Source organism: Acidovorax sp. GW821-FHT11A03 (assembly GCF_058809075.1).
On sequence record NZ_JBXASG010000008.1, the window covers coordinates 1 to 23,867 of the forward strand.

Annotated in this window: 15 protein-coding genes; 7 read left to right on the forward strand and 8 right to left on the reverse strand. The window is 70.7% G+C overall.

Annotated features, from left to right (window positions below; genetic code table 11):
- Nucleotides 1–193: 193 nt before the first annotated feature.
- The 5 genes from AC1RVY_RS19760 to AC1RVY_RS19780 form a co-directional block, all read right to left on the reverse strand.
- Entirely contained in the window at nt 194–961 is a 768-nt protein-coding gene (locus AC1RVY_RS19760; protein WP_218296735.1) for a class II glutamine amidotransferase, read from the reverse strand.
- Nucleotides 962–990: 29 nt separating this feature from the next.
- Nucleotides 991–2,487 (reverse strand): MFS transporter, encoded by a 1,497-nt coding sequence (locus tag AC1RVY_RS19765; protein ID WP_492807839.1) that lies wholly within the window; start codon nt 2,485–2,487, stop codon nt 991–993.
- 178 nt (nt 2,488–2,665) lie between these two features.
- On the reverse strand, nt 2,666–2,872 hold the full coding sequence (locus AC1RVY_RS19770) for a 4-oxalocrotonate tautomerase (protein WP_370627859.1): 207 nt from the start codon (nt 2,870–2,872) through the stop codon (nt 2,666–2,668).
- A 24-nt stretch (nt 2,873–2,896) separates the two neighbouring features.
- The gene (locus tag AC1RVY_RS19775; protein WP_492807841.1) at nt 2,897–3,169 is read right to left on the reverse strand and encodes a cysteine-rich CWC family protein; all 273 of its coding nucleotides are present in this window, start codon (nt 3,167–3,169) and stop codon (nt 2,897–2,899) included.
- Between the two features lie 263 nt (nt 3,170–3,432).
- The gene (locus AC1RVY_RS19780) at nt 3,433–5,643 is read right to left on the reverse strand and encodes a malate synthase G (RefSeq protein ID WP_492807842.1); all 2,211 of its coding nucleotides are present in this window, start codon (nt 5,641–5,643) and stop codon (nt 3,433–3,435) included.
- A 232-nt stretch (nt 5,644–5,875) separates the two neighbouring features.
- Here AC1RVY_RS19780 and AC1RVY_RS19785 point away from each other — a divergent pair, with 232 nt between their 5' ends.
- The 3 genes from AC1RVY_RS19785 to AC1RVY_RS19795 all read left to right on the forward strand — a co-directional run bounded on the left by AC1RVY_RS19785 (nt 5,876) and on the right by AC1RVY_RS19795 (nt 9,664).
- Complete coding sequence (locus AC1RVY_RS19785) at nt 5,876–7,801, forward strand: acyl CoA:acetate/3-ketoacid CoA transferase (RefSeq protein WP_492807844.1); 1,926 nt, start codon at nt 5,876–5,878, stop codon at nt 7,799–7,801.
- A 132-nt stretch (nt 7,802–7,933) separates the two neighbouring features.
- Complete coding sequence (locus AC1RVY_RS19790; RefSeq protein ID WP_218296741.1) at nt 7,934–8,857, forward strand: LysR family transcriptional regulator; 924 nt, start codon at nt 7,934–7,936, stop codon at nt 8,855–8,857.
- Nucleotides 8,858–9,019: 162 nt separating this feature from the next.
- On the forward strand, nt 9,020–9,664 hold the full coding sequence (locus tag AC1RVY_RS19795; protein WP_218296742.1) for a LuxR C-terminal-related transcriptional regulator: 645 nt from the start codon (nt 9,020–9,022) through the stop codon (nt 9,662–9,664).
- Nucleotides 9,665–9,881: 217 nt separating this feature from the next.
- Here the strand turns inward: AC1RVY_RS19795 and AC1RVY_RS19800 are convergent, their stop codons facing one another.
- Nucleotides 9,882–12,563 (reverse strand): hybrid sensor histidine kinase/response regulator, encoded by a 2,682-nt coding sequence (locus AC1RVY_RS19800; RefSeq protein WP_492245009.1) that lies wholly within the window; start codon nt 12,561–12,563, stop codon nt 9,882–9,884.
- Between the two features lie 234 nt (nt 12,564–12,797).
- Between AC1RVY_RS19800 and AC1RVY_RS19805 the strand changes: the two genes are divergently transcribed.
- Nucleotides 12,798–14,153, forward strand: coding sequence for a dicarboxylate/amino acid:cation symporter (locus tag AC1RVY_RS19805; protein WP_492807847.1), 1,356 nt, complete (start codon nt 12,798–12,800; stop codon nt 14,151–14,153).
- Nucleotides 14,154–14,270: 117 nt separating this feature from the next.
- Here the strand turns inward: AC1RVY_RS19805 and AC1RVY_RS19810 are convergent, their stop codons facing one another.
- A complete protein-coding gene (locus AC1RVY_RS19810; RefSeq protein WP_492807848.1) occupies nt 14,271–16,529 on the reverse strand; it encodes a choice-of-anchor U domain-containing protein in 2,259 nt (752 codons plus the stop codon).
- Between the two features lie 67 nt (nt 16,530–16,596).
- Nucleotides 16,597–17,625: an IPTL-CTERM sorting domain-containing protein gene (locus tag AC1RVY_RS19815; protein ID WP_492807850.1), complete on the reverse strand. Its 1,029-nt coding sequence runs from the start codon at nt 17,623–17,625 to the stop codon at nt 16,597–16,599.
- A 157-nt stretch (nt 17,626–17,782) separates the two neighbouring features.
- Between AC1RVY_RS19815 and AC1RVY_RS19820 the strand changes: the two genes are divergently transcribed.
- The 3 genes from AC1RVY_RS19820 to AC1RVY_RS19830 all read left to right on the forward strand — a co-directional run bounded on the left by AC1RVY_RS19820 (nt 17,783) and on the right by AC1RVY_RS19830 (nt 23,849).
- On the forward strand, nt 17,783–18,487 hold the full coding sequence (locus AC1RVY_RS19820) for a response regulator transcription factor (RefSeq protein ID WP_218296746.1): 705 nt from the start codon (nt 17,783–17,785) through the stop codon (nt 18,485–18,487).
- Nucleotides 18,450–20,426, forward strand: a complete 1,977-nt coding sequence (locus AC1RVY_RS19825) for a sensor histidine kinase (RefSeq protein ID WP_492807852.1) — start codon at nt 18,450–18,452, stop codon at nt 20,424–20,426. The genes AC1RVY_RS19820 and AC1RVY_RS19825 overlap by 38 nt, the downstream gene beginning before the upstream one ends.
- A gap of 159 nt (nt 20,427–20,585) precedes the next feature.
- Complete coding sequence (locus AC1RVY_RS19830; RefSeq protein ID WP_492807854.1) at nt 20,586–23,849, forward strand: IPTL-CTERM sorting domain-containing protein; 3,264 nt, start codon at nt 20,586–20,588, stop codon at nt 23,847–23,849.
- Nucleotides 23,850–23,867: the final 18 nt, after the last annotated feature.

The window sequence follows — 23,867 nt, forward strand, 5'->3', positions numbered from 1 at the left end:
TCGTCAGGCTCTTACAGCCCAGAAAACCCCAGTCAGCAATGACTGGGGTTTTTTGCTTTGGGGAACGGCAAAAAGCACGTTGTGGGTAGTGCGTCTTCCGTGACACCACTGGCGTTTATGGAAGCTAAGTCCGGCAGGCGCGGGCGGTACACCCCGAGGATCGAGGGAAGGGCCTGCGCGAAAGCCCGGTGGCTCAACCGCCTTGCCGCTGTCCGTCCACGAACACCAGCAGTTCTTCCTTGCCGAAGGCCGTCCACTCCTCATTGGTGGTGAGGGGGGCCGTCACGATCACGGCCACGCGGTCCGTGGCCGTGGTCCGGGTGGCGAAGTCGATGCGCACGTCCTCGTCCGACAACTGTGCCTCGCTGAACGGGTGTTTGCGCTCGATGTAGTACAGCCCTGTGGATGCATGGGCCCACAGCGCCTGGCCGTTGGAGAGCAGGAAATTGAAGGTGCCATGCGGCGCGATGCGCGCGGCCAGCTCTTTCAAGGTGATGGTCAGTTCGGCAATGCTGGGCACGCTGGCATGGGACTTGGCCAGCTCCTGCATGATCCAGCAGAAGGCGTGCTCGCTGTCGGTATCCCCCACCGGATGGAAATGCGCATGCAGGCGGGGGCGGAAGTCCTTCAAGTCACCGTTGTGGGCGAACACCCAGTACCGGCCCCACAGCTCGCGCACGAAGGGGTGGCAGTTCTGCAAGCTCACCACACCCTGGGTGGCCTTGCGGATGTGCGCGATCACGTTGCGGCTCTGGATGGGGTAGCGACGGATCAACTCCGCCACGGGTGAATTCACGGCGGGCAGATGGTCCACGAAGTGCCGCAGTCCCCGGTCTTCGAAAAAGGCGATGCCCCAGCCGTCGGCATGGTCGGCTGTGTTGCCGCCGCGCTGCGCGAAACCGGTGAAGCTGAAGGTCACGTCGGTCGGCGTGTTGCAGTTCATACCGAGCAGTTGGCACATGGTCGAGCAAAGTCCGGATCAATCGGCCATCAGGCCGGGGGTGAAGGGGGAGAGGTATCGGCCGGGGCCGCAGGTGCTTCGCGCAGCTGCCATGCGGCCACCAGGGCCAGCAGGCACAGCGCGGTCAGCATCAGAAAGGTCTCGCCAAAGGCGTCGATGCGGGCCGTGTTGCTTGCGCCCGAGGTCAGCGATGCACCATGCGCCCCCAGGCGCCACTCCAGCACGATACCGCACAGGCTCACACCTGCGGCCCCGCCGAGCATGCGCAGGAAGCCGATGGCGCTCGATCCCTGCGAGATCAGCGACTTGTCCAGCGGCCGCATGGCCCCCAGGTTGAGCGACGGCAGGATGAAACCGAGTCCGATGCGGCCCAGGATCGCAAAAGCCACCAGCATCCACAGTGCGGAGCCCAGGCCCACCAGCACCATGAGCCCGAACGACAGGGCCAGCAGGGCCAGGCCGATGCTCACCAGCAGGTGCGTGGGCTGCCTGTCGGCCAGCCGTCCCACCAGGGCGATGGTGATGGCCAGCACGAAGCCCGCGGGCAGCATGATGGTGCCCACGTGCGAGGCCGAGAGCGACAACCCCAGCTGCATGAACACCGGCAACAGGTAGGTGGAGCCGAACAGCGCCGTGCCATAGATGAACGCCACGATGCTGCCCATGGCGAACTGCCGGTACTGGAACAGCCGCAAATCCATCAGCGGCTTGCGCCCCTGCCGCAATTGCCGGCGTTGCCAGCCGATGAACAGGCCCGTGGCGACCACGGCGCCGGCCAGCAGCAGGATGGCCTCCGATGCGGTGCCCCCATGCAGTGCCACCAGCCCATTGAGCAGGCACAGCGTCCCGGCCGTGCCCAGCGCCAGGCCGCGCCAGTCGAGCGCCTCGCCCTGGCGGTTGGCGGCCACGCCGCCCGGCGCGGTGACGGGCACGAATTTGTAGGCGAGCCAGAGGGAGGCCAGGCACAGCGGCACGACCATGAAGAAGATGGAGCGCCAGCCGAACCAGTCGACCAGCAGGCCGCCGATGCTCGGTCCGATGGCGGGCGCCAGCACCACGCCCATGCCGAAGATGCCGCTGGCGCGGCCTTGCTCGTGGGGCTGGAAGGCGTAGAGGATGATGACGGCGGGAATGGGCTGCACGACCCCGGCCGCCAGCCCCTCGGCCACCCGGGCGGCCAGCACCAGGCCGAAATCACGGGCCAGCCCGCCGCCGATGCCGCCGGCCAGCAGCAGGAGCATGGCGCCCACATAGGTGGCGCGGTAGCCATAGCGGGACAGGAGCCACGGCGTGGTCAGCATCGAGACCGTGGTGGCCACCATGAAGCCCGAGGTGACCCATTGGGCGCGCTCCTGGCCCAGGGTGAAGTAGTGGCTCATGTCGGGGATGGCCACGTTCACGATGGTCGACGACATGATCGACGCCATCGTGCCGACCATGACGGACAGCAGCAGCAGCCAGCGGTAACGCTCGCCATGGCGTTCGCGCAGGGCGGCGAGGGAACCAGAAGAAGGCTGTGTTGTCATGGATCGGTGGGCTGGCGTTCAGTTGCGAAGAAGCACGGGCTCTTCAGTGGGCTGGCGCAGTCCCAGGCCAGCGCAGCCAGGGAAGGGCCACCCCGCACCGAGGACCGGGCCCTCCCTTTCTCGGATTGCTGCAAAGCAATTCGAGAGCAGGGGGACGGCGCCCAGTGCCTCGGGGATGTCAGCTCCTCTCCGACCAGAGCTTGCCGCCCGTGGCCCAGTTCTCCCGCTTGACGTCGGTGATCAGGATGTCCACCGACTCGGGCGAACCGCCGAGCACCTCGACGGAGACGCGGGTGATCTCTTCCACCAGCTTGCGCTTTTGCTCGACCGTGCGGCCTTCCATCATTTCGACGTGGTACGTGGGCATATCAGCCTCCTTGGAGATAGTTGCAGAAAACAAAAGCGGAAATCATATCGGCGCCGGCGCGTCTTCAGAGGCGCCGGGCCGGGGCGCCGGTGGAGCGCCCCGCGCGCCGCACGCAGGACAGATACACACCTGGCCCCGTGCTGGGGCCGGCAGAGCCGCCAGCGCTTCCGGGTTGATCACCCGCGCCATGCACCAGCAGCTCTCGGCGGGCTGGCCCGCCGCGATGGCGCACTGGTTCGGCTGGCCGCACAGGGGGCAGCTGGAGAAGGGGGAGGAAGACGGCGCAGCGGATGGCGGAGCACTGGAGGGCGGCATGATGGCGGGCGGCACGCGCCCGCTGTGGATGGGAGGCGGCTGCGGGCCCAGTGTAAGGCGCCTGCGGCGTACCGTCTTCCGCGCAGCGGGAAAGCCTGGGCGCTGGTGCCATGCGCGGCGGGCGGTCCGTGCCGCGCACCACTGGCACGTGGCCCGCCGCAGCCAGGGCAATCCATAAAAAATAGCTGCCAGCGCTTGGTGGGCAGGCGCTGGCAGCTATCAATAGGTGAGCGTGGCGCGCTTTGCGCGCGGCGTTCCCGGAATCAGGCGGCCTGTGCGGCCTTGAGCTTCAGGCGCCAGGCATGCAGCAGGGGTTCGGTGTAGCCGCTGGGCTGCTCCTGGCCCTTGAAGACCAGGTCGCAGGCGGCCTGGTAGGCCATGCTGGTGGCGAAGTGGCCCGCCATCGGCTGGTACAGCGGGTCGCCCGCGTTCTGGCCGTCCACCACCGCGGCCATGCGCTCGAAGGTCTCGCGCACCTGCGCTTCGGTCACCACGCCGTGCAGCAGCCAGTTGGCCATGTGCTGGCTGCTGATGCGCAGCGTGGCACGGTCTTCCATCAGGCCCACGTTGTGGATGTCGGGCACCTTGGAGCAGCCCACGCCCTGGTCCACCCAGCGCACCACATAGCCCAGGATGCCCTGGGCGTTGTTGTCCAGCTCCTGCTGCTTCTCGGCGTCGCTCCAGTTGGGGGCGGCTGCCACGGGCACGGTGAGCAGGCCGGTCAGCAGGTTGTCGCGCTCGGCGTTCACGTCGGTCTTTTCCAGGCCGATCTGGATCTCGGCCACGTTGACCTGGTGGTAGTGCAGCGCGTGCAGCGTCGCGCCGGTAGGGCTGGGCACCCAGGCGGTGTTGGCGCCGGCCTTGGGGTGGGCGATCTTTTGCTTGAGCATCTCGGCCATCAGGTCGGGCATGGCCCACATGCCCTTGCCGATCTGTGCCTTGCCGCGCAGTCCGCAACTCAGGCCCACCAGCACGTTGTTCTTCTCGTACGACTGGATCCAGGCGCTGGTCTTCATGTCGCCCTTGCGCACCATGGGGCCGGCGTGCATGGCGGTGTGCATCTCGTCACCGGTGCGGTCCAGGAAGCCGGTGTTGATGAACGCCACGCGCGCCGATGCGGCAGCGATGCAGGCCTTCAAGTTGACAGAAGTCCGGCGCTCTTCGTCCATGATGCCCAGCTTCACGGTGCTGTCGGGCAGGCCCAGCAGCTTCTCGACGCGGCCAAACAGCTCGGCGGCAAAGCCCACCTCGGCGGGGCCGTGCATCTTGGGCTTGACGATGTAGACGCTGCCCTTGCGGGAGTTGCGGATACCGTTCGCGCCGTGGCCTTGCAGGTCGTGCAATGCGATGGCCGTTGTGACCACTGCATCCATGATGCCTTCTGGGATCTCGCGCTGCGCGCCCTGCGCGTCGGTCCAGAGAATGGCCGGGTTGGTCATCAGGTGGCCCACGTTGCGCAGGAACATGAGCGAGCGGCCGTGCAGGCGCACCTCGCCACCTTGCGGGCCCGTATAGATGCGGTCAGGGTTCAGCCCGCGCGTGATGGTCTTGCCGCCCTTGGCGACCTGCTCGGTCAGCGTGGCCTGGATGATGCCCAGCCAGTTGCTGTAGCCCAGCACCTTGTCCTCGGCGTCCACGGCGGCCACGGAGTCTTCCAGGTCCAGGATGGTGGAGAGCGCGGCTTCCAGCACCAGGTCGCTCACGCCCGCCGCATCGGACTGGCCGATGGGCGTGGAACGGTCGATCTGGATGTCCAGGTGCAGGCCGTTGTGCTGCAGCAGCACCGACGAAGGTGCCGCGGCGTTGCCCTGGTAGCCCTTGAACTGCGAGGGATCCTTCAGGCCCGTGGTGCTCCCGTTGGCGAACGAGACGACCAGCTGGCCGCCTTCCACCTTGTAGCCCGTCGAATCCTTGTGCGAACCTGCAGCCAGCGGCGCGGTGTCGTCCAGCACCTGGCGCGCGAACGCGATCACCTTGGCGCCGCGCACGGGGTTGTAGCCCTTGCCCTTTTCGGCGCCGCCTTCTTCGCTGATGGCATCCGTGCCGTACAGCGCGTCATACAGGCTGCCCCAGCGCGCGTTGGCGGCGTTGAGCGCGTAGCGGGCGTTCAGGATGGGCACCACCAGCTGCGGGCCGGCCTGCGTGGCCAGCTCGTCGTCCACATTGGCGGTGGTGGCCTTCACATCGGCGGGCTGGGGCACCAGGTAGCCGATCTTTTCCAGGAAACCACGGTAGGCCACCATGTCCTTGATGGGACCGGGGTTGGCCTTGTGCCAGGTGTCCAGCTCGGTCTGCAGGCGGTCGCGCTCGGCCAGCAGGGCGATGTTGCGCGGGGCCAGGTCGGCCACGATGGCGTCAAAGCCCTTCCAGAAGGCGGCGGCATCGACACCCGTGCCGGGCAGCACCTTGTCTTCGACAAAGCGGTACAGGGAGGTGGCCACTTGCAGGCCGTGGACTTTGGTGCGATCGGTCATGGGGTGCCTAGAAAGTTGTGCAAACGTGGATCAATGAAAAAGAAAACGGGACCTGTATGAGCAGGCCATGGGCAGACTGTATTGCAAATATTTGCCCACATAAATACGCTGAAAATCTCTAAACCAGTGACTTTTACGCACAACTGGTGGCCGTCCGTAGTCGCCCGGAATGGTGCTTTGGCCGGTTACCCACTACGCTGCGCACACAACAAACCCACCGGGAGACAAACCCATGCAGGCACCCCTGGCCGCTGGCGCGCTGAACGCAGCCTACAAGAACAAGATCGTCAGCGCCGCCGACGCGGTGTTGCTCATCCACGATGGCGACACCGTGGCCACGGGCGGCTTCGTCGGCATCGGCTTTGCCGAGAGCATCGCCGTGGCGCTCGCCCAGCGCTGGGAGGCCACACAGACCCCGCGCGACCTCACGCTGGTCTACGCCGCAGGCCAGGGCGATGGCAAGCAGCGCGGCCTCAACCACCTGGGCCACGCGGGCCTGCTCAGGCGCGTGATCGGCGGGCACTGGAGCCTGGTGCCGCGCATCCAGAAGCTCGCGGTGGACAACCAGATCGAGGCCTGGAACCTGCCGCAGGGCGTGATTACGCACCTGTTTCGCGACATCGCCGCGGGCAAGCCCGGCACGCTCACGCGCGTGGGCCTCGACACCTTCGTGGACCCGCGCCACGGCGGCGGCAAGCTTAACGCGCGCACCACCGAGGAGCTGGTGCGCGTCCTGCCCATCGACGGGCAGGACTACCTGTTCTACAAGGCCTTCCCGATCCACGTCGGCATCATCCGCGCGACGACGGCCGACGCGGACGGCAACCTCACCATGGAGCGCGAGGCGCTCACGCTCGAAGCGCTGGCCATCGCCATGGCCGCGCGCAACTCGGGCGGCGTGGTCATCGCGCAGGTCGAGCGCATCGCCGAGCGCGGCACGCTCAACCCCCGGCAGGTGAAGGTGCCCGGCGTGCTGGTGGACGCCGTGGTGCTGGCCACCGAGCCCGCGCACCACCACCAGACCTTTGCCGAGCCCTACAGCGCCGCGTTCGCGGGCGAATTGCGCGTGCCCGTGGACACGCTGGAGGCCATGCCCCTGACCGAGCGCAAGATCATCGCCCGCCGCGCGGCGCTGGAGCTGCGCCCGCACCAGGTGGTGAACCTGGGGATCGGCATGCCCGAGGGCGTGGCCAACGTGGCGGCCGAGGAGCGCATCATCGACCTGGTCACGCTCACGGCCGAGCCCGGCGTGATCGGCGGCATCCCCGCCGGGGGCCTGAACTTCGGCGCGGCCGTGAACCCGCAGGCCATCATCGACCAGCCCAACCAGTTCGACTTCTACGACGGCGGCGGCCTGGACATCGCCATCCTGGGCCTGGCGCAGGCCGACCAGCACGGCAACCTCAACGTGAGCAAGTTCGGGCCGCGCCTGGCGGGTGCGGGCGGCTTCATCAACATCAGCCAGAACGCCAAGACCGTGGTGTTCGTCGGCACCTTCACGGCGGGGGCGCTGCAGGTGGAGGCGGTCGACGGCCACCTGCACATCCTGCACGAAGGCGGCGCGCGCAAGCTGGTGCGCGAGGTCGAGCACCGCACCTTCAGCGGCGCGGAGGCGCTGCGGCGCGGCCAGCGCGTGCTGTACGTCACCGAGCGCTGCGTGTTCCGCCTGGTGCCCTCGGGCGAGGAGGGCGGTGGCGGCGCGCTGGAGCTGATCGAGCTGGCGCCCGGCATCGACCTGCACCGCGACGTGCTGGCCCACATGGCCTTCACGCCGCGCATCAGCCCGGGCCTGCAGGCCATGGACATGCGCCTGTTCGAGCCCGGCCCGCTGGGCCTGCGCGAGCAGCTGCTCAACCGCCCGCTGGTGCAGCGCTTCGAGCTCGACGCCGCGCGCAGGCTGCTGCACATCGACTTCTCGGGCCTGCAGATCAACACGGCCACCACCATCGACGCCATCGAGCACGAGGTGCGCCGCCTGCTGGCACCGCTTGCCGCCCAGGGCGAGCGCGTGGAGGTCATCGTGAACTACGACCACTTCACCATCGCGCCCGACCTGGCCGATGCCTACACCGCCATGGTGCAGGGGCTCACGCGCGACCACTACGCGGACGTCAAGCGGTATGGCACGGTGGGTTTCCTCAAGTCGCGCCTGTTCTGAATGCTATAAAAACAATAGCTATTGGCGCAATGCCCCCGGGCGCTGGACGCTGTTTTTGCTTCAAGGCCGGGGGCGTAAGGCCCGTGCGGCGCCGGGCTTGCACGCCCTCGGATGTCTCCATAATCACTGCCCATGGACAAACTCAAGGCCTTCGAATCCTTTGTGTCGGTGGCTACGCGCGGCAGCCTCACGGCCGCCGCCAAGGCCGAGGGCGTGGCGCCCGCCATCATGGGGCGGCGGCTCGACGCGCTGGAAGAGCACCTGGGCGTGAAGCTGCTGGTGCGCACCACGCGGCGCATCAGCCTCACGCACGAGGGCAGCGCGTTCCTGGAAGACTGCCAGCGCCTGCTGTCCGACGTGGCCAATGCCGAGGCCAGCGTGTCGGAAGGCGGGGTCAAGGCCACGGGCCATTTGCGCATCACCGCGCCCGCGGGTTTTGGCCGCCGCCATGTGGCGCCGCTGGTGCCGCGTTTTCGCTCGGCGCACCCGGACGTGACCATCTCGCTGAACCTCAGCGACCGCGTGGTGGACCTCGCGGGGGAAGGCTTCGACTGCGCCGTGCGCGTGGGCGACCTGCCCGACTCGTCGCTCGTGAGCGTTCGCATCGCCGACAACCGCCGCCTGTGCGTGGCCACGCCCGAATACCTGGCCCGGCGCGGCACGCCGCGCGCGCCGGCCGAACTCGTGCAGCACGACTGCCTCACGCTGTCCAGCGACGCATCGCAGACGCGCGGCTGGGCGTTCCGGGTGCCCCTTGCGGATGGCGCCACGGAGGTCATGCATCTGAAGCCCGGCGGGCCGCTCGACTGCTCCGACGGCCAGGTGCTGCACGACTGGTGCCTGGGCGGCTGGGGCATTGCCTGGCGCAGCACCTGGGAGGTCGAGGCCGAGATCGCCGCTGGTCGCCTGGTCGCGGTGCTGGAGGACTTCGCCGCGCCGCCCAACGGCATCTACGTGGTGTTCCCCCAGCGCAAGCACCTGCCGCTGCGCGTGCGGCTGTGGATCGACTTCCTGAAACACCAGTACGCGCAGCCCGCGTTCTGGAAAGGCGAATGACTTCCTCTGAGCCGCTGCGCGCCTTCCTCCGACGCGAAGCGGGATGCCTCCGGGGGCAAAGCCGGTTCCACGGTAGCGCTGGCCTTGGCGCGCCCCATGCGTTGGCCCGCTCCGTGCGACGTGTGGTGCTGATGGACCGCCCCGTGGCAGACTGCGCACTCCATGGCCGAGCCCACGCTTCTCGTCGCTGACGACCACCCGCTGTTCCGCGCCGCCGTGCTGCATGTGCTGCATGAGCGCCTGCCGCAGTTCCGCACGCTGGAGGCGGCCAGCGCCGCCACGCTGGGCACGGCGCTGCAGGAGCACCCCGAGGTGGAGCTGGTGCTGCTGGACCTGAGCATGCCCGGCGCGCGCGGCTTCTCCTCGCTGCTGCACGTGCGCGGCGAGTACCCCGAGCTGCCGGTGGTCATCATCTCGTCCAACGACCACCCGCGCGTGATCCGCCGCGCGCAGCAGTTCGGCGCGGCGGGCTTCATCCCCAAGTCCGCGCCGGCCGAGGCCATGGGCGAGGCCATCGAGGCCGTGCTCGACGGCGGCAGCTGGTTCCCGCCCATGGCGGCCGAGCGCTCCGAGGCCGACGCCGAACTGGCCGCGCGGCTCGCGCAGCTCACGCCCCAGCAGTTCCGCGTGCTGCTGTGCCTGGCCGACGGCCTGCTCAACAAGCAGATCGCCGCCGCGCTGGGCCTGGCGGAGAACACCGTGAAGGTGCATGTCACGGCCATCCTGAAAAAGCTCGCGTGCTACAGCCGCACGCAGGCGGCGGTGCTGGTGAAAAGCCTGGAGACGGAAGACGGCGTGTCTTCCTGAGGTCGGGATCTGAATCAAAACGGCCGCTGTCGCCTATTCATCAAGCGCTGGCAGCTACTAAAAGCGTAGCAATGAGCGCAGCCTCCCCAACCGGGCGCAGCACCATGTGCGAGACGCCGTGCGAGGGCCGCCAGCACACGGTGCCTGCACTGGCGCCGTCCCCCTTCCCGTAGCGCGCAGCGCGCAGAGAGAAAGAAGGGGGAAGCCACGCAGCGGCTCAGGGGGATGCTCCCTGTCTCAGCAGCGTCTGGCTCACCAGCGCACGCAGCGCCGGCGCCCGCACCGGCTTGGCCAGAAAGCCCCAGCCGCGTTCGGCCGCCTGCCGGCGCAGCGTGGCGTCGTGCTCGGCGGTGACCAGGATCACCGCGGGGGCCTGGCCCCAGCGTTCGCACAGCTGGGCGTAGACATCGGGGCCATGGTGGCGGGCGCCCAGGTGCACGTCCAGCAGCACCAGCTGCGGCGCCTGGCCGCGTTCGGCCTGGGCCAGCGCCTCGGGCGCGCCGCCGGCCAGCGGCACCTGGCAGCCCCAGCGCTCCAGCAGGGCACGTGTCGCGGCGCAGGTGGGGCCGTCGTCCTCGATCACCCAGGCGCTGCTGCCCTGCAGCGGGGCGTCTTCCTGCGGCTGCCGTGGAGCGGCCGTGGCGGCGGCGGCTGGCTGTTGCCGCGCGGCGGCGGGGTCGCCCAGCGGCACGCGCACCCAGAACACGCTGCCGCGCCCCAGCTGCGAGCGCAGCCCGATCTCGTGCCCCAGCAGGCGGCCCAGGCGCTCGACGATGGCCAGGCCCAGGCCCGCGCCCCGGTCGTCGGCGCGGCCTTCGTCCAGGCGGCGGAACTCCTCGAAGATTTCGCGCTGCAGCGCCTCGGGGATGCCCGGGCCCTGGTCGTGCACCTCGATGCGCAGGTGGTCCCCGGCCCTGCGGCAGCCCACCACGATGCGCCCCTGCCGGCTGTAGCGGATGGCGTTGGAGACGAAGTTCTGCAGGATGCGGCGCAGCAGGTTCTCGTCGGTGCGCACCACGGCGCGCGTGGGCACGCAGCGGAGCTTCAGGCCCTGGCCCTCGGCCAGCACGCCGAAGTTGTGGGCCAGCACCTGCAGCAGCGGGCCCAGGGCCACGTCGTGGATGTGCACGTCCAGTTGCCCCGACTCCATGCGCGAGATATCGAGCAGGCTGCTCAGGATCGCGTCCTGCGAAGCGAGCGCGCCGTCGATGCTGTCCACCGTGCGCCGCTCGGCGTCGTCCTGCAGGTGGCTGCGCAGCAGCGAGGTGAACATGCGCGCGGCATTGAGCGGCTGCAGCAGGTCGTGCACGGCGGCCGCGACGAAGCGGGTCTTGTAGCGGTTGGCGCGCTCGGCCTCGCGCCGCGCGGCGTCCAGGTCGCGCGTGCGGTCGGCCACGCGCTGCTCCAGCGCATCGGCCAGGCTGCGCAGTTCGCGTGCGGCGTTCTTGTAGCTGGTGATGTCGGCATAGCTGGTCACGAAGCCGCCTTCGGGCAGCGGGTTGCCGCGGATCTCGAGCACCGTGCCATCGCCCTTGGCGCTCTCGTGCAGATGGGGCAGGCCGCTGCGCAGGTGCGACAGGCGCCGCTCGATCGCCTCGTCGGCCGGGCCGGGGCCCAGCAGGCCGCGGCGCGCGTTGTGGCGCAGCAGGTCCGCGATGGGCTGGCCCACGCGCATCAGGTCGGCGGGGTAGCGAAACAGCTGCACGTAGCGCGAGTTCCAGGCCACGAGGTTCAGGTCGGCATCGATGATGACCACGCCCTGGGGCAGGTGCTCCAGGCTGCGCGAGAGGCCCGTGTCGGTCTGCTGGGCGGCCTGCTGCGCCGCCTGCACGATGCCGTCCTGGGCGGTGCGCAGCTCCTGCGCGTGCTGCTGCAGCACGGTCTCCAGCTCCTGGCGGCTGCGCTGGCGCAGGTTCGCCAGGCGCTGCCGCTGGCGCACGAACAGCACCAGCAGGGCCAGTGCCAGCCACCCGCCGCCGCCGGCCGCCGCGGCCCAGCGGCTGTCGGCGATGCTGCTGTGCGTGTCGTGCACCAGGTGCAGCTGCCAGGGCGTGCCGGGCAGCGGCTGGGTCTGCCACAGCACGCGGCCGGGCAGGGGCGGCAGGTCGGGCGACAACAGGCGCACCAGGCGGCCGCCGTTGTCCATGTGGTCGTCCACGCGCCAGGCCAGCGGGCGCAGCGGCTGGTTCGAATACTGGCGCGTGGCGTTGAGCTCGCGGCGCTCCTCGTCGCCCAGGGGCTCCAGCAGGCGGTAGCGCCACGCGTCCTGGCTGGCCAGGAACACCACGCCGTGCGCGTCGGAGGCCAGCACGATGTCCGGCGTCTGCAGCCACTCGCGCTCGAGCTCCTGCAGCGCGATCTTGATCGCCACCAGGCCCAGCGTGTGGCCGCTGGCGTCGCGGATGGCCTGCGACAGGAAGTAGCCCGGCTCGCCCGTGGTCACGCCGATGCCGTAGAAGCTGCCGCGCCCCTGCGCCAGCGCCTCCTGCACATACGGGCGAAAGCTGTAGTCCACCCCCACGTTGCTGGTGGTGGTGCGCCAGTTGCTGGCCGCCACGGCCAGCCCTTCGCGGTTGAGCAGGGTGAGCGTGGACGACTGGCTCGCGCCGTTGGCCTGCTCCAGCTTGAGGTTGAGCTGCTCCACCTCCGCCGGGCTCAGGGCGCGGGTCAGCGCATCCTGCAGCTGCGCGTCCAGCGCCAGCACCTCGGGCAGGGTGCGGTAGCGGTCGATGCGCTGGGCCAGCGTCTGGCCGTACAGGGTCAGCTGCTGCTGCACGCTGTCGCTCTCCTCGTGCAGCGAACGCTGCCACGCCCACTGCCCGGCCACGAACATGCTGCCCGCCATGCCGGTGAGGAGGATCAGCAGGGTCCAGAATTTGCGAAGGCGCGGCGTCGTCATGGGGCAGAAATCAGGGGGCCGGGAGCGTGCTCCGGGCTGTGATGGTGAGGGCAGCGAGTGTGCCTCACCTCGCTGGCACCTAGGGGTTTTCCCTATATTGGGGCACGGGGCGCCCTCTGGCGGTGCCACCGACTAATACCAATAGGTTATCGGCTGAATCCGGGGGCGGCGGTACAAACGGCACCCTCGACGCACCCCGCTGGTGCAGTCACCGTGATTTCAGGAGACATCCCCATGCACGCCATTACCGCCCCCACCGCCCATCCCGTGCGGCTTCCCTTTTACCGGCAACTGTACTTCCAGGTGGTGGTCGCCATCGTCCTCGGGGTGCTGCTGGGCCACTTCGAGCCGGCCTACGGCGAGGCGCTCAAGCCGCTGGGCGACGCGTTCATCAAGCTGGTGAAGATGATCATCGCCCCGGTGATCTTCCTGACCATCGTGACCGGCATCGCGGGCATGTCGCAGCTCTCCACCGTGGGCCGGGTGTTCGGCAAGGCCATGGCGTACTTCCTGTTCTTCTCCACGCTGGCGCTGGTCGTCGGCCTGGTGGTGGCCAACGTGGTGCAGCCCGGCGCGGGCATGAACATCAACCCCGCCGACCTGGACCAGACGGCCGTGAAGACCTACGTGGCCAAGTCGCACGAGATGTCGCTCACCGGCTTCGCGATGGACATCATCCCCAAGACGCTGGTCAGCCCCTTCGTGGGCGACAACATCCTGCAGGTGCTGCTGGTGGCCGTGCTGTTCGGCATCGCGCTGGCCATGGTGGGCGAGGCCGGCCGCCCGGTGCAGAATTTTCTGGAAGCGCTGACCACGCCCGTGTTCAAGGTGGTGGGCATCGTGATGAAGGCCGCGCCCATCGGGGCGTTCGGCGCCATGGCCTTCACCATCGGCAAGTTCGGCCTGGGTTCGCTCGTCAACCTGGCCTGGCTGGTGGGCTCGTTCTACATCACCTCGCTGCTGTTCGTGGTGGTCATCCTGGGCTTCGTGGCCCGGCTGTGCGGCTTCTCGGTGCTCAAGCTGTGCCGCTACCTCAAGGCCGAGCTGATGCTGGTGCTGGGCACCTCGTCGTCCGAATCGGCCCTGCCGTCGCTGATGGAGAAGATGGAAAAGGCCGGCTGCAGCAAGTCGGTGGTGGGCCTCGTGGTGCCCACGGGCTACTCGTTCAACCTGGACGGCACCAACATCTACATGACGCTGGCCGCGCTGTTCATCGCCCAGGCCACCAACACCGAACTCTCGCTGGGCCACCAGGTGGCGCTGCTGCTGGTGGCCATGCTGTCGTCCAAGGGCGCGGCGGGCGTGACCGGCGCGGGCTTCATCACCCTGGCCGCCACCCTGGCGGTGGTGCCCGAGGTGCCGGTGGCCGGCATGGCGCTGATCCTGGGCGTGGACCGCTTCATGAGCGAGTGCCGCTCGCTGACCAACTTCATCGGCAACGCGGTGGCCACCGTGGTCGTCTCGCGCTGGGAAAACGCGCTGGACCACGAACGCCTGGACGCCGCGCTGAACGGCCATCCGCTGCCCGCCCCCGGGGTGGTGGCCGCCGCCGAGGTGCCCCTGGGCGCGGTGGCCCGCTCCGCGGCCTGATACGCCGCCACTCGCCGCCGCAGCGGCGCAGGCCCCGGGGGCTTGCGCCGCTGTTTTTTTGCTATTGATGTAATAGCTGCTTGCGCTTGCTGGGCAAGCGCTGGTCCCCGTTTGTGTTCAGGCGAATGCCTTGCGCCGCTGCGCCACCATGCCTGCCGAGCCCGCCAGCAGCGTGAGCAGCAGCAAGCCCCATCCGCCCAGTACCGGGATGCCATGGGCGCTGGGGGGTGCGGCGGCCAGGGGCATCGCCGGGTCCAGGATCTCGCCGTTCTGCAGGCCGTCGTCATCGCCCACGCCGCCGTCGGTCACGTCAAAGCCCACGGTGTTGCCGTTGATGAGCAGGTTGCCGGGCGTGATGAAGTTGCCATGGCTGTGCTTGATGAAGTCGTCCACGGCCTGCGGCCAGATGGTGGTGACGCGCACCGTCGCGCCCGGGGTGCAGCCCACCAGCTTGAAGCGGAATGCGCCTTGCGGCGCGGTGTGGCCTGGCGGCGTTGCGGCCGCCGCGATGAACCCGGTGGCCGCCGGGTCGAAGCGGCAGCCCGCCCCCCCGCCGGTGAAGCTGGCGCTGGCCGCGCCCCCCGCGCCGCCGGCCGGCACGGTGGTGCCGGTGGCGGTGGTGATGGCCGCGTACTGCGCCTGCACGCTGCGCGGGGCCTGCACGTTGGCGAGGGTGCAGGTGCGGCTGGGCAGGTCCACGCCGTCGCAGCCGGTAAAGCCGGTGAAGGTGAAGCCCGCGTGGGGCGCGCTGGCGGTGCAGGTGGCGCCGCCGCCGTGGTTCACGCTCGCCGGGCAGGTGACGATGCCGCCGCCGGCGGGCGATGCGCTGGCGCTGAGGGCATGGGTGTTGATGGCGAAGCTCGCCGTCACGCTGCGCGCCTGGTCCAGGGTGACGGTGCAGGTGGTGGCGCTGCCGGCGCAGTCGCCGCCCCACACCACGTGCCAGTCGGTGACGGGCGTGGCCGTGAGGGTCACCACGCCGCCCGCGAGGTAGCTGGCCTGGCAGGTGCCGCTGCTCGCAATGCAGTTGGTGATCTGGCCTGCCGTGGGGGTGGGCGGGGCCGTGGCGCCCACGCTGCCGCCCGTGGACAGCACGGCCAGTTGCAGCAGCTTGTCGTCGCGCAGGTCGGCGTCGGCGCGGTCAGGGCCTGCGTTCCGGCCCCGCATCCCGGCGCCGGCCGCGTTGCCGCTGACGCTGTGTTCGCAGCCGGGCGCCAGGGTCAGCTGGCCATCGTTCCACAGCCCGCCCACGGCCTGGCCGCCAGCGAAGCTGGCAGGGTGACCACTACCGCCACCGCCCGCGGCCAGGTTGGCGCTGATGGCGCAGCCCGCGCCCTGCACCGTGAGTTGCGCGCCCGGCGCGTTGTAGATGCCGCCGGCCGCCGCGCCGCCGGCGCTATTTCCGCCGCCGCTAATCCATCCCCCGCCCCCGCCGCCGCCCACCCAGACGCCGCCGAGCGTGGCATACCCCCCGCCGCCGCCCGTGTCACCAGCATTTCCTGGAAAGCCCGTGCTGCCGGTGCCGCCGTTTCCTGCAAGGGTTGCGCCTGCGCCGCCGCTGCTGCCGTTGCTGCCGTTCCCGGCGTCGGTGTTCCCGCCGCCGCCGCCATAGCCGCCACCTCCCGCGCCGTACCATCCGCCACCGCCACCGCCGCCCGCCCAGCCACCGCCGCCGGCACCGCCACCACCGGCGCCACCGCCCCCCGCGCCCCCGCCATGGCTGCCGCTGCCGCCATTGCTGAAACCCTCCCCACCCGTTGGTGTATCGATGGCGCCGCTACCGCCTCCATTGAGGCTGCTGCCATTGCCTCCGCTGCCGCCCGCGCCCTTGATCTCGCCCGGCTGGCCGATGTTCAGCCCCACGCCGCTGCCCCCGCCGCCGCCGCCCATGCCGCTCTGCCCGCCGCCCGTGGCGTAGTTGCCCTGCACCTGCACGCCGTCGAGCGTGAGCGTGCCATCGTTGCGGATGCCCGCGCCCCAGGACGAGCCCGACTGCGCCGTGCCGCCCACGTCGATCCCCTTGCCTGCCAGCAGCCCGCGCGTGATGACCAGCCCGCGCAGGGTGGCGGTGGCGCCCGCGTTGACCCACAGCACGCGGCCCCGAAGCTGCCCGTCCAGCGTGACGCCGGGGCCGTCGATGGTGACGCTCTTGCCGATGACGAGCTGGCCCAGCAGCGCCACGCGGGACACGCCGCCCGCGAAGGCGATGGTGTCGCCGCTGGCGTTGGCATCGGCGAGCGCCTGGCGCAGGCTGCCCGGGCCGCTGTCGTTGCCGTTGGTCACGGTGAGGCTGGCCGCCTGGGCGGCGCCAGCGGCCACCAGCGCGGCGGCGCAGGCCAGCCCGCGCAGGGGATGGGGGCACGGGGTGTGGAACATGGTTTGTTTGCTTTTGTTTTGATAGCTGTTTGCGCTTGCTGAGCGGGCGTTGAAGGGTGTTTTGGCCTTAAACGCCGCGTCGCCGCCGGTGCAAGCCCAGCGCGGCCACCAGCGCAGACAGCAGCGCCAGCGCCCAGGGCGCATCCACGGGGATGGTCGCGGGCGGCGCAAGGGGGTTGACGAAGCGGCCCGCGGCTGCGGGGCAGCTCGTGTCGCTCTCCGGCCAGTACTGGTTGCCCGTGCCGGTGAAGGGGATGGCGCTATAGCAGTTGTCGCCGGGCGTGTTGTCGGTGATCTGGTTGTGGTTCAGCGTGAACGTGTGCCCGGCCGGAGCACTGAACCGGACGCCCGCGCCCCTGTTCGCGCCGCCTGCGGCGGGGCTGGCGTTGTTGGCAATGATGCTGCCGGTGACCAGCGTGTTCACGCCGCTGTAGAGGGCGCCGCCCTGCTGGCCGGCGATGTTGCCCGTGAAGCGGCTGTTCGTCACCGTCAGCGAGCCGCTGCCCGTGCTGTAGACGGCGCCGCCCAGGCTGGCGGTGTTGGCGGTGAACTGGCTGTCCGTGATGGTCACCGTGCTGTCGCGGCTGAAGAGGCCGCCGCCGTTGGCCAGGGCCGTGTTGCCGGTGATGACGCTGTGGTCGATGTTCAGGGTGACGCCGTCCGCGTAGATGCCGCCGCCATCCGTCGGGCCGCCGCCGGCGGTATTGCCGCCGGCCAGCGTCAGCCCGCGCAGCGTGAGCGTGGTGCCCGCCAGCGTGGCGGTGACCAGGGGTGTGGCGCCGCCGCCGTCCAGGGTCACGCGCCCGCCGCCGTCGATGGTGGTGTTCGAGGCCTGGTAGATGTCCAGCGCGCTGCCCAGCGTGATGGTGCTGCCTGCGGGAAAGGCGGCGGGGTCGAACGCGATGGTGTCGGCGCCGCTGCCCAGCGCGCAGTCGGCGTCCCAGACGGTATCCGTCACCGCGCTGCCGAGGGCCTCGGTCAGGCTGCACAGGCCGTCGCCCCCCATGACGGTCGTGGTGTTGACGGTGATGGTGGCCGCGGGGGCCAGGCTGGCGGCCAGCAGGCAGGCGGCGGCGAGGGCGATTCGTTTGGGCATGAAAAAGGCTTCCAGCGCCCACGCAGAAAGCGCAGGCAGCTATGAAATTGAAAGCATTGGCGTGAAGTCACAGATGGTAGGGATTGGCCATGCGCCTGTCTGTCCTCAGAACTGATGACATGGCGCTGCTGCCCGGCGCTTGCCCATAATCCAGCCCATGGCCCCCGACACCGCCCCGCCTCTGCCCGCCCCCTGGCCCGCGCGCCTGCCTGCTCCTTTGCGGGTGGGCGTGGTCGAGGACGACCCGGCCTGCCGCGACACCTTCATCGCCATGATCGGCGCGCAGCCCGACCTGGCGCTGGCCATGGCGGCGGCCAGCCGGGCCGAGGCGCTGGCGCTGCTGCCCCAGTCGCCCATGGATGTGCTGCTGGTGGACCTGGGCCTGCCCGACGGCTCGGGCCTGGACGTGATCCGCGCCGCGCGCGCGCAGTGGCCCGGCTGCAGCGTGCTGGTGAGCACCATCTTTGGCGATGAAACGCACGTGCTGCGCTCCATCGAGGCCGGGGCCATGGGCTACCTGCTCAAGGACGTGAGCGCCGCCGAGCTGGCCGAGGAAATCCGCAGCATCCACGCGGGCGGCAGCCCCATCAGCCCCATGGTGGCGCGCAAGATCCTGGCGCGCGCCGCCGCCAGCCTGCCGCCCGCCACCGAGCCGCCCGCCGCGCTGCTGTCCGCGCGCGAGCAGGAGGTGCTGCGCTGCGTGAGCAAGGGCTTCACCACCGAGGAGACGGCCCGCACCATGGGCGTCTCCCGCACCACGGTGCTCACCTTCGTGCGGCGCATCTACGCCAAGCTGCAGGTCAACACGCGCGCCGAGGCCATCCATGCCGCCCACAGGCAAGGCCTTCTGGCGAACGGGTAGGTGGTGCGCCGCGCTGCTGTTGGCCGCCTGGCTCGCGGCCTGCGGCGGCGGCAGCGCTACCGATAACCCCACGCACCTGCGGCAGGCCGCCTTCCGCATGGAGCCCGGCGCGGGCTGGGAACCTCCGCCCGCGCCGCCCTTCGCTGGGGAGGAGGAGAAAGGCGCGTGGGCCAGCGTGCCGCTGCCCCACGCGCGGGAGCGCAGCCTGGCCGAGGGCGGCGCCTCGCTGCGGGCCCCGCCCGACGTGGCCTGGTACCGGCTCGACCTGCCCCCGCCCGGTACACCCGGTGCCCCCAGCGCATCGGGCGCGCCGGGCCAGGACTTGTTTCTGTACCTGCCGCGCTGGCAGACCATCGGCATCGTCGCCGTCTATGTCGATGGCCGCATGGCCTACCGCACGCGCGGCAGTCGCGTGTGGAACAGCTTCAACCGGCCCCTGTGGGTGGCGTTGGGCAACCAAGCCGCCGGTGGCGAGCCGCCCCGCACCGTGTGGCTGCGCATGGCCAGCCAGCGCGGCGTGGGCGGGGCCGTCTCCAGCGCCTGGGTGGGCACCGAGCAGAACCTGCTGTGGCGCTACAGCGTGCGCCGCTTCGTGCAGAACGACTTCATCAGCCTGACCGGCGCCGCCTTTCTGGCCATTGGCCTGTTCGCGCTGGCCGTGGGCTGCGTGCGCCGCCGCGAGCCCATCTACCTGCTGTTCTTCGCCATCTCCGTCACCACCTTGCTGCGCAGCCTGCACTACGTGGTGGACGACCGGCCCCTGCCCGTGCCCGACGACTGGTTCGGCTGGATGACCGTCAATTCGCTGGGCTGGGCCATGGTGTGCACCTTCGCCTTCGCCTTCCGCGTGCACGGGCGGCGCATGCCCGCGCTGGCGCTGGGCATCGCGGGGCTGGTGTCGCTGGGCACCGTGCTCACCCTGCCGCTGCCGCCGCTGCTGCCGTACCTCGATGCCATGCTGCCGCTGGTCTATCTCGTCATCACCGTGCTGACGGCGGTGGTGGCCGCGTCGGGCCTGTGGGCCTCGTGGCGCGCGCGGTCGCGCGAGGGGCTGGTGCTGTTCGCCTGGTTCTCGCTGAACGTGCCCGCGGGCGCGCACGACCTGCTGATGGTCAACTACCGCATCGACATGGAGCATGTCTATCTGGCGCCCTACAACGCCATCGGCCTGTTCGCCATCTTCCTGGCCATCGTCTGGCGGCGCTACGTGGGCGCCATCCACGCGGTCGAGGTGGCCAACGCCGGGCTGGAAAGCCAGCTCGCCGCCCGCGAGCGCGAACTGACCGCCAGCCACGAGCAACTGCGCGCGCTGGAGCGCCAGCAGACCCTGGCCACCGAGCGCCAGCGCATGATGCAGGACATGCACGACGGCATCGGCTCGTCGCTGATGAGCGCGCTGCGCATGGTCGAGCGCGGCCAGGCCAGCACGGCCGACACGGCCCAGGTGCTCAAGGACTGCATCGACGACCTCAAGCTCGCCATCGACTCGCTGGACCCCGCCGATGCCGACCTGCTGGCGCTGCTGGCGGCCGTGCGCTTTCGCCTGGCGCCCCGGCTCAAGGCCGCGGGCATCACCCTTGCCTGGAACGTGCAGGACCTGCCCCCGCTGCCCTGGCTCGACCCGCAGTCCGCGCTGCACGTGCTGCGCATCCTGCAAGAAGTGCTGGCCAACATCCTCAAGCACACCCAGGCCACCCTGATCGACGTGGCCACCGCGCCGCAGGCGCAAGCCGGGCAGGGCGGCGCGGGCGTGGTGGTGCGCATCCGCGACAACGCAGGCGCCTTCGTGCTGTCCGAAGGCCCGCCCGCCGCCCTGGCCGGCCAGGGCCTGCTCAACGTGCGCCACCGCGCCCAGGCCCTGGGCGGGCGCTGCCAGTGGGCGGCATGGGAGGGCGGGGGCGAATTCACCCTGTGGCTGCCGCTGGCGCGCGGTGATTGAAGAACTACTCTTTTGATAGCTGCGGGCGCTTGCCTGCTAAGCGCTGGAGGCCTGTTGGGCATCAAACCCCGGCAAGGCCTTGTCCTCAGTTCTGAGGACATACAGGCGTGTTGCAATTTCTTAACATTCCGGCGGTTCGTCACACACCAAGGCCCCGCCATGCCCCGCCGCCCCTGCGCCCTGCGCGCCCTGCTGCTCCAGTTCGTGTTCATCGCCATCGCCTGCCTGGCCGCCTGGCCCGCCGCGCACGCCCAGGCGGGCACCTGGGCGGCCAGCGGCAGCCTGGGCGATGGGCGCCAATGGCACACCAGCACCCAGCTGCCCAACGGCAAGGTGCTCGTCGCGGGCGGCTATGGCGGCGGCAGCCTCAGCCACCTTGCCAGCGCCGAGCTGTACGACCCCGCCGCCGGCCAGTGGGCCGCCACCGGCCCGCTCGCCCACGCGCGCCGCGGCCACACCGCCACCTTGCTGCCCCATGGCAAGGTGCTCGTGGCGGGTGGCTACGACGGCAGCGCATTCATCGCCAGCGTCGAGCTGTACGACCCCGCCACCGGCTTGTGGAGCGGTGCCAGCGCGCTGGCCCAGCCGCGCACGGAACACACCGCCACCCTGCTGGCCGATGGCCGGGTGCTCGTCGCGGGCGGCCACGCCAGCGGGGGGCAGGTGGCCCAGGCCGAACTGTACGACCCCGCCACCGGCGCCTGGTCCCCCGCCGGGCAGTTGGCCGAAGCGCGCCAGGGCCATACCGCCACCTTGCTGGCCGACGGCCGGGTGCTCGTCGTCGGCGGCGGCAACGGCACCGGCTACCTCGCCACCGCCGAGGTGTACCGCCCGAGCGACAACACCTGGGGCTCCGCCGCCCCGCTGCCGCAAGGGCCGCGCAGCGATTTCACCGCCACCTTGCTGCCCAACGGCAGGGTGCTTGCCGTGGGCGGAAACAGCGGCAGCGAGCAGCTTGCCAGCGCCGAGCTGTACGACCCCCAGGGCGATACCTGGGCGCCTGCCGCCCCGCTGAACAGCAAGCGCTTATTCCACACCGCCACGCTGCTGCCCGGCGGCAAGGTGCTCGTGGCGGGAGGCTTCGGCAGCGGCAGCGCTCTCCAAAGCGCCGAACGGTACGACCCTGACACCAACCAATGGACCGCCGCCGGCGGCCTGAACGACGGGCGCTGGCGCCACATCGCCACCCTGCTGCCCCAGGGCAAGGTGCTCTTCATCGGGGGCGCCAGCGACCTCGGCGCGCTGCTCGCCAGCACCGAGCTCTACGACCCCGCCATCGGCACCTGGGCGGGCACCGGCGCGCTGCCAGGCCAGCGCACGGAGCACACGGCCACCCTGCTGCCGGACGGCAAGGTGCTCGTCGCGGGCGGGGGCGCCGGTTTTGGCGCCGGGCAGCTCATCGGCGCTGCCGCGCTGTACAACCCCGCCACCGGCGCCTGGGCCGCCACGGGCCCGCTGGCCGCCGCGCGCATCTACCACACCGCCACCTTGCTGCCCGGCGGCAAGGTGCTCGTCGTGGGCGGCCTCGGCAGCGCAGGCGCCGTGCTCGCCAGCGCCGAACTCTACGACCCCGCCACGGGCACCTGGAGCGGCACCGGCGCGATGGCCAGCCCCCGCTTGCGGCACGCCGCCGTCCTGCTGCCCAGCGGCCAGGTGCTGGTCGTGGGGGGCTTGGGCAGCAACATCAGCAACAGCCAAACCGCCACCGCCGAGCTGTACGACCCCGCCACCGGCCTCTGGTCCGCCACGAGCGCGATGAGCGCCGCACGCCAATGGCCCACGGCCACCCTGCTGCCTACCGGCAGGGTGCTCATCGCGGGGGGGAATGGCAGCGGCGGCACCCTGGGCAGCGCCGAGCTGTACGACCCCGCCTCGGGCACCTGGAGCGGCGCCGGCACGATGGCCAGCCCACGCTGGACCCACACCGCCACCCTGCTGCCCCAGGGCAAGGTGCTTGTCGCGGGGGGGCACGACGGCACCGACCTCGGCGGCGCCGAGCTTTACGACCCCGCCCTGAACGCATGGAGCCCCACCGGCCCGCTCAACACCGGACGCTCCGGCCACACCGCCACCCTGCTGCCCGGCGGCAAGGTTTTGGCCGCTGGGGGGGGTGGTGGCGGCTACCTGGGCAGCGCCGAACTGTACGACCCCGCCACGGGCGCCTGGGCCGCCACCGGCGCGCTGGCCACTGTGCGCGCCTACCACACCGCCACCGTGCTGCCCGATGGCACGGTGCTCGCCGCCGGGGGGCGCGACGGCGTCACGGCCACCAGCGGCATCGCCACCGCCGAGCGCTACGACCCTGCCGGCGGCGCAGTGCCCCCGGCCCGCATTCCCACATTGACCGGCGGCCCCGCCCGGTTGAGCGGCGCGGCCTTCACCCTCACCGGTTTGCGGCTGCGTGGCGACAGCGAGGCCAGCGGCGGCAGCACCAGCGCATCGCCCACCCCCTTGCCGCTGGTGCAGTTGACGCGGCTGGACAACGGCGCGCGCACCTGGCTCGCGCCCACCGGCTCCACCGCCGCCAGCATCGACGTGGCCGCGCCGGGCGCGCTGCCCAGCGGCCGGTATGCGCTGCGGGCGTTCGTGAACGGCATGGCGTCCAACGCGCTGCTGCTGGGCACGCAGGCCCAGCCCACGCTGGCCCTGTCCGCCAGCGCCGTGGGCGCCAGCGTCACCTTCACCGCCACGCTGAACGGCGCATCCGCCAGCCCCACGGGCCAGGTGGCGTTCAGCGTGGATGGCGCGCCGCTGGCCTGCACCACGGCCACCTTCAGCGGCGGCGTGGCCACCTGCGCCACCAGCAGCCTGGCCATGGGCCTGCACAGCATCACCGCCAGCTACACGGGCGACGCCGACAACGCGCCCGCCACCGCCAGCCCGCTGGCGCACACCGTCAACACCGCTGCCGTGCCCGTGCCGGGCGGCGGCGGCGGCACGGCGCAGGTCGGCATCACCGGCGGCCCACCCGGCTGCACCGTGAACACCCTGGGCCTGAGCGCGGCCACTGGCGCCGACAACCTGCCCGCAGGCGCGACCGCCCCGCTGGGCGTGCTGCGCTTCACGGCCACGGGCTGCGCGGGCGCCACGCTCGCGGTGGCCATCACCTACCCCGGCGGCAGCCTGGCGGGGCTGGTGCCGCGCAAGTTCGGCCCCGCCACGGCCGGTGCCACGGCGCTCTGGTTCCCGCATGGCGCGGTCAGCGGCGACACGGTGAGCTTTGCCGTCACCGACAACGGCACGGGCGACAACGATCCCGCCCCCGGCGCGATCGCCGACCCGCACGCCATGCTGCTGCTGGCCGCCGGGCCCGCCGGCGCGCAGGCGATTCCGGCGCTGTCCGAAGGGGGCTTGCTGCTGCTGTCGGCCCTGCTGGCCCTGGTGGCGCTGTCAGCGGGCCGCGTGGGAAGGCGGGTGGTGTGAATCACTTCTCTTTTTGTA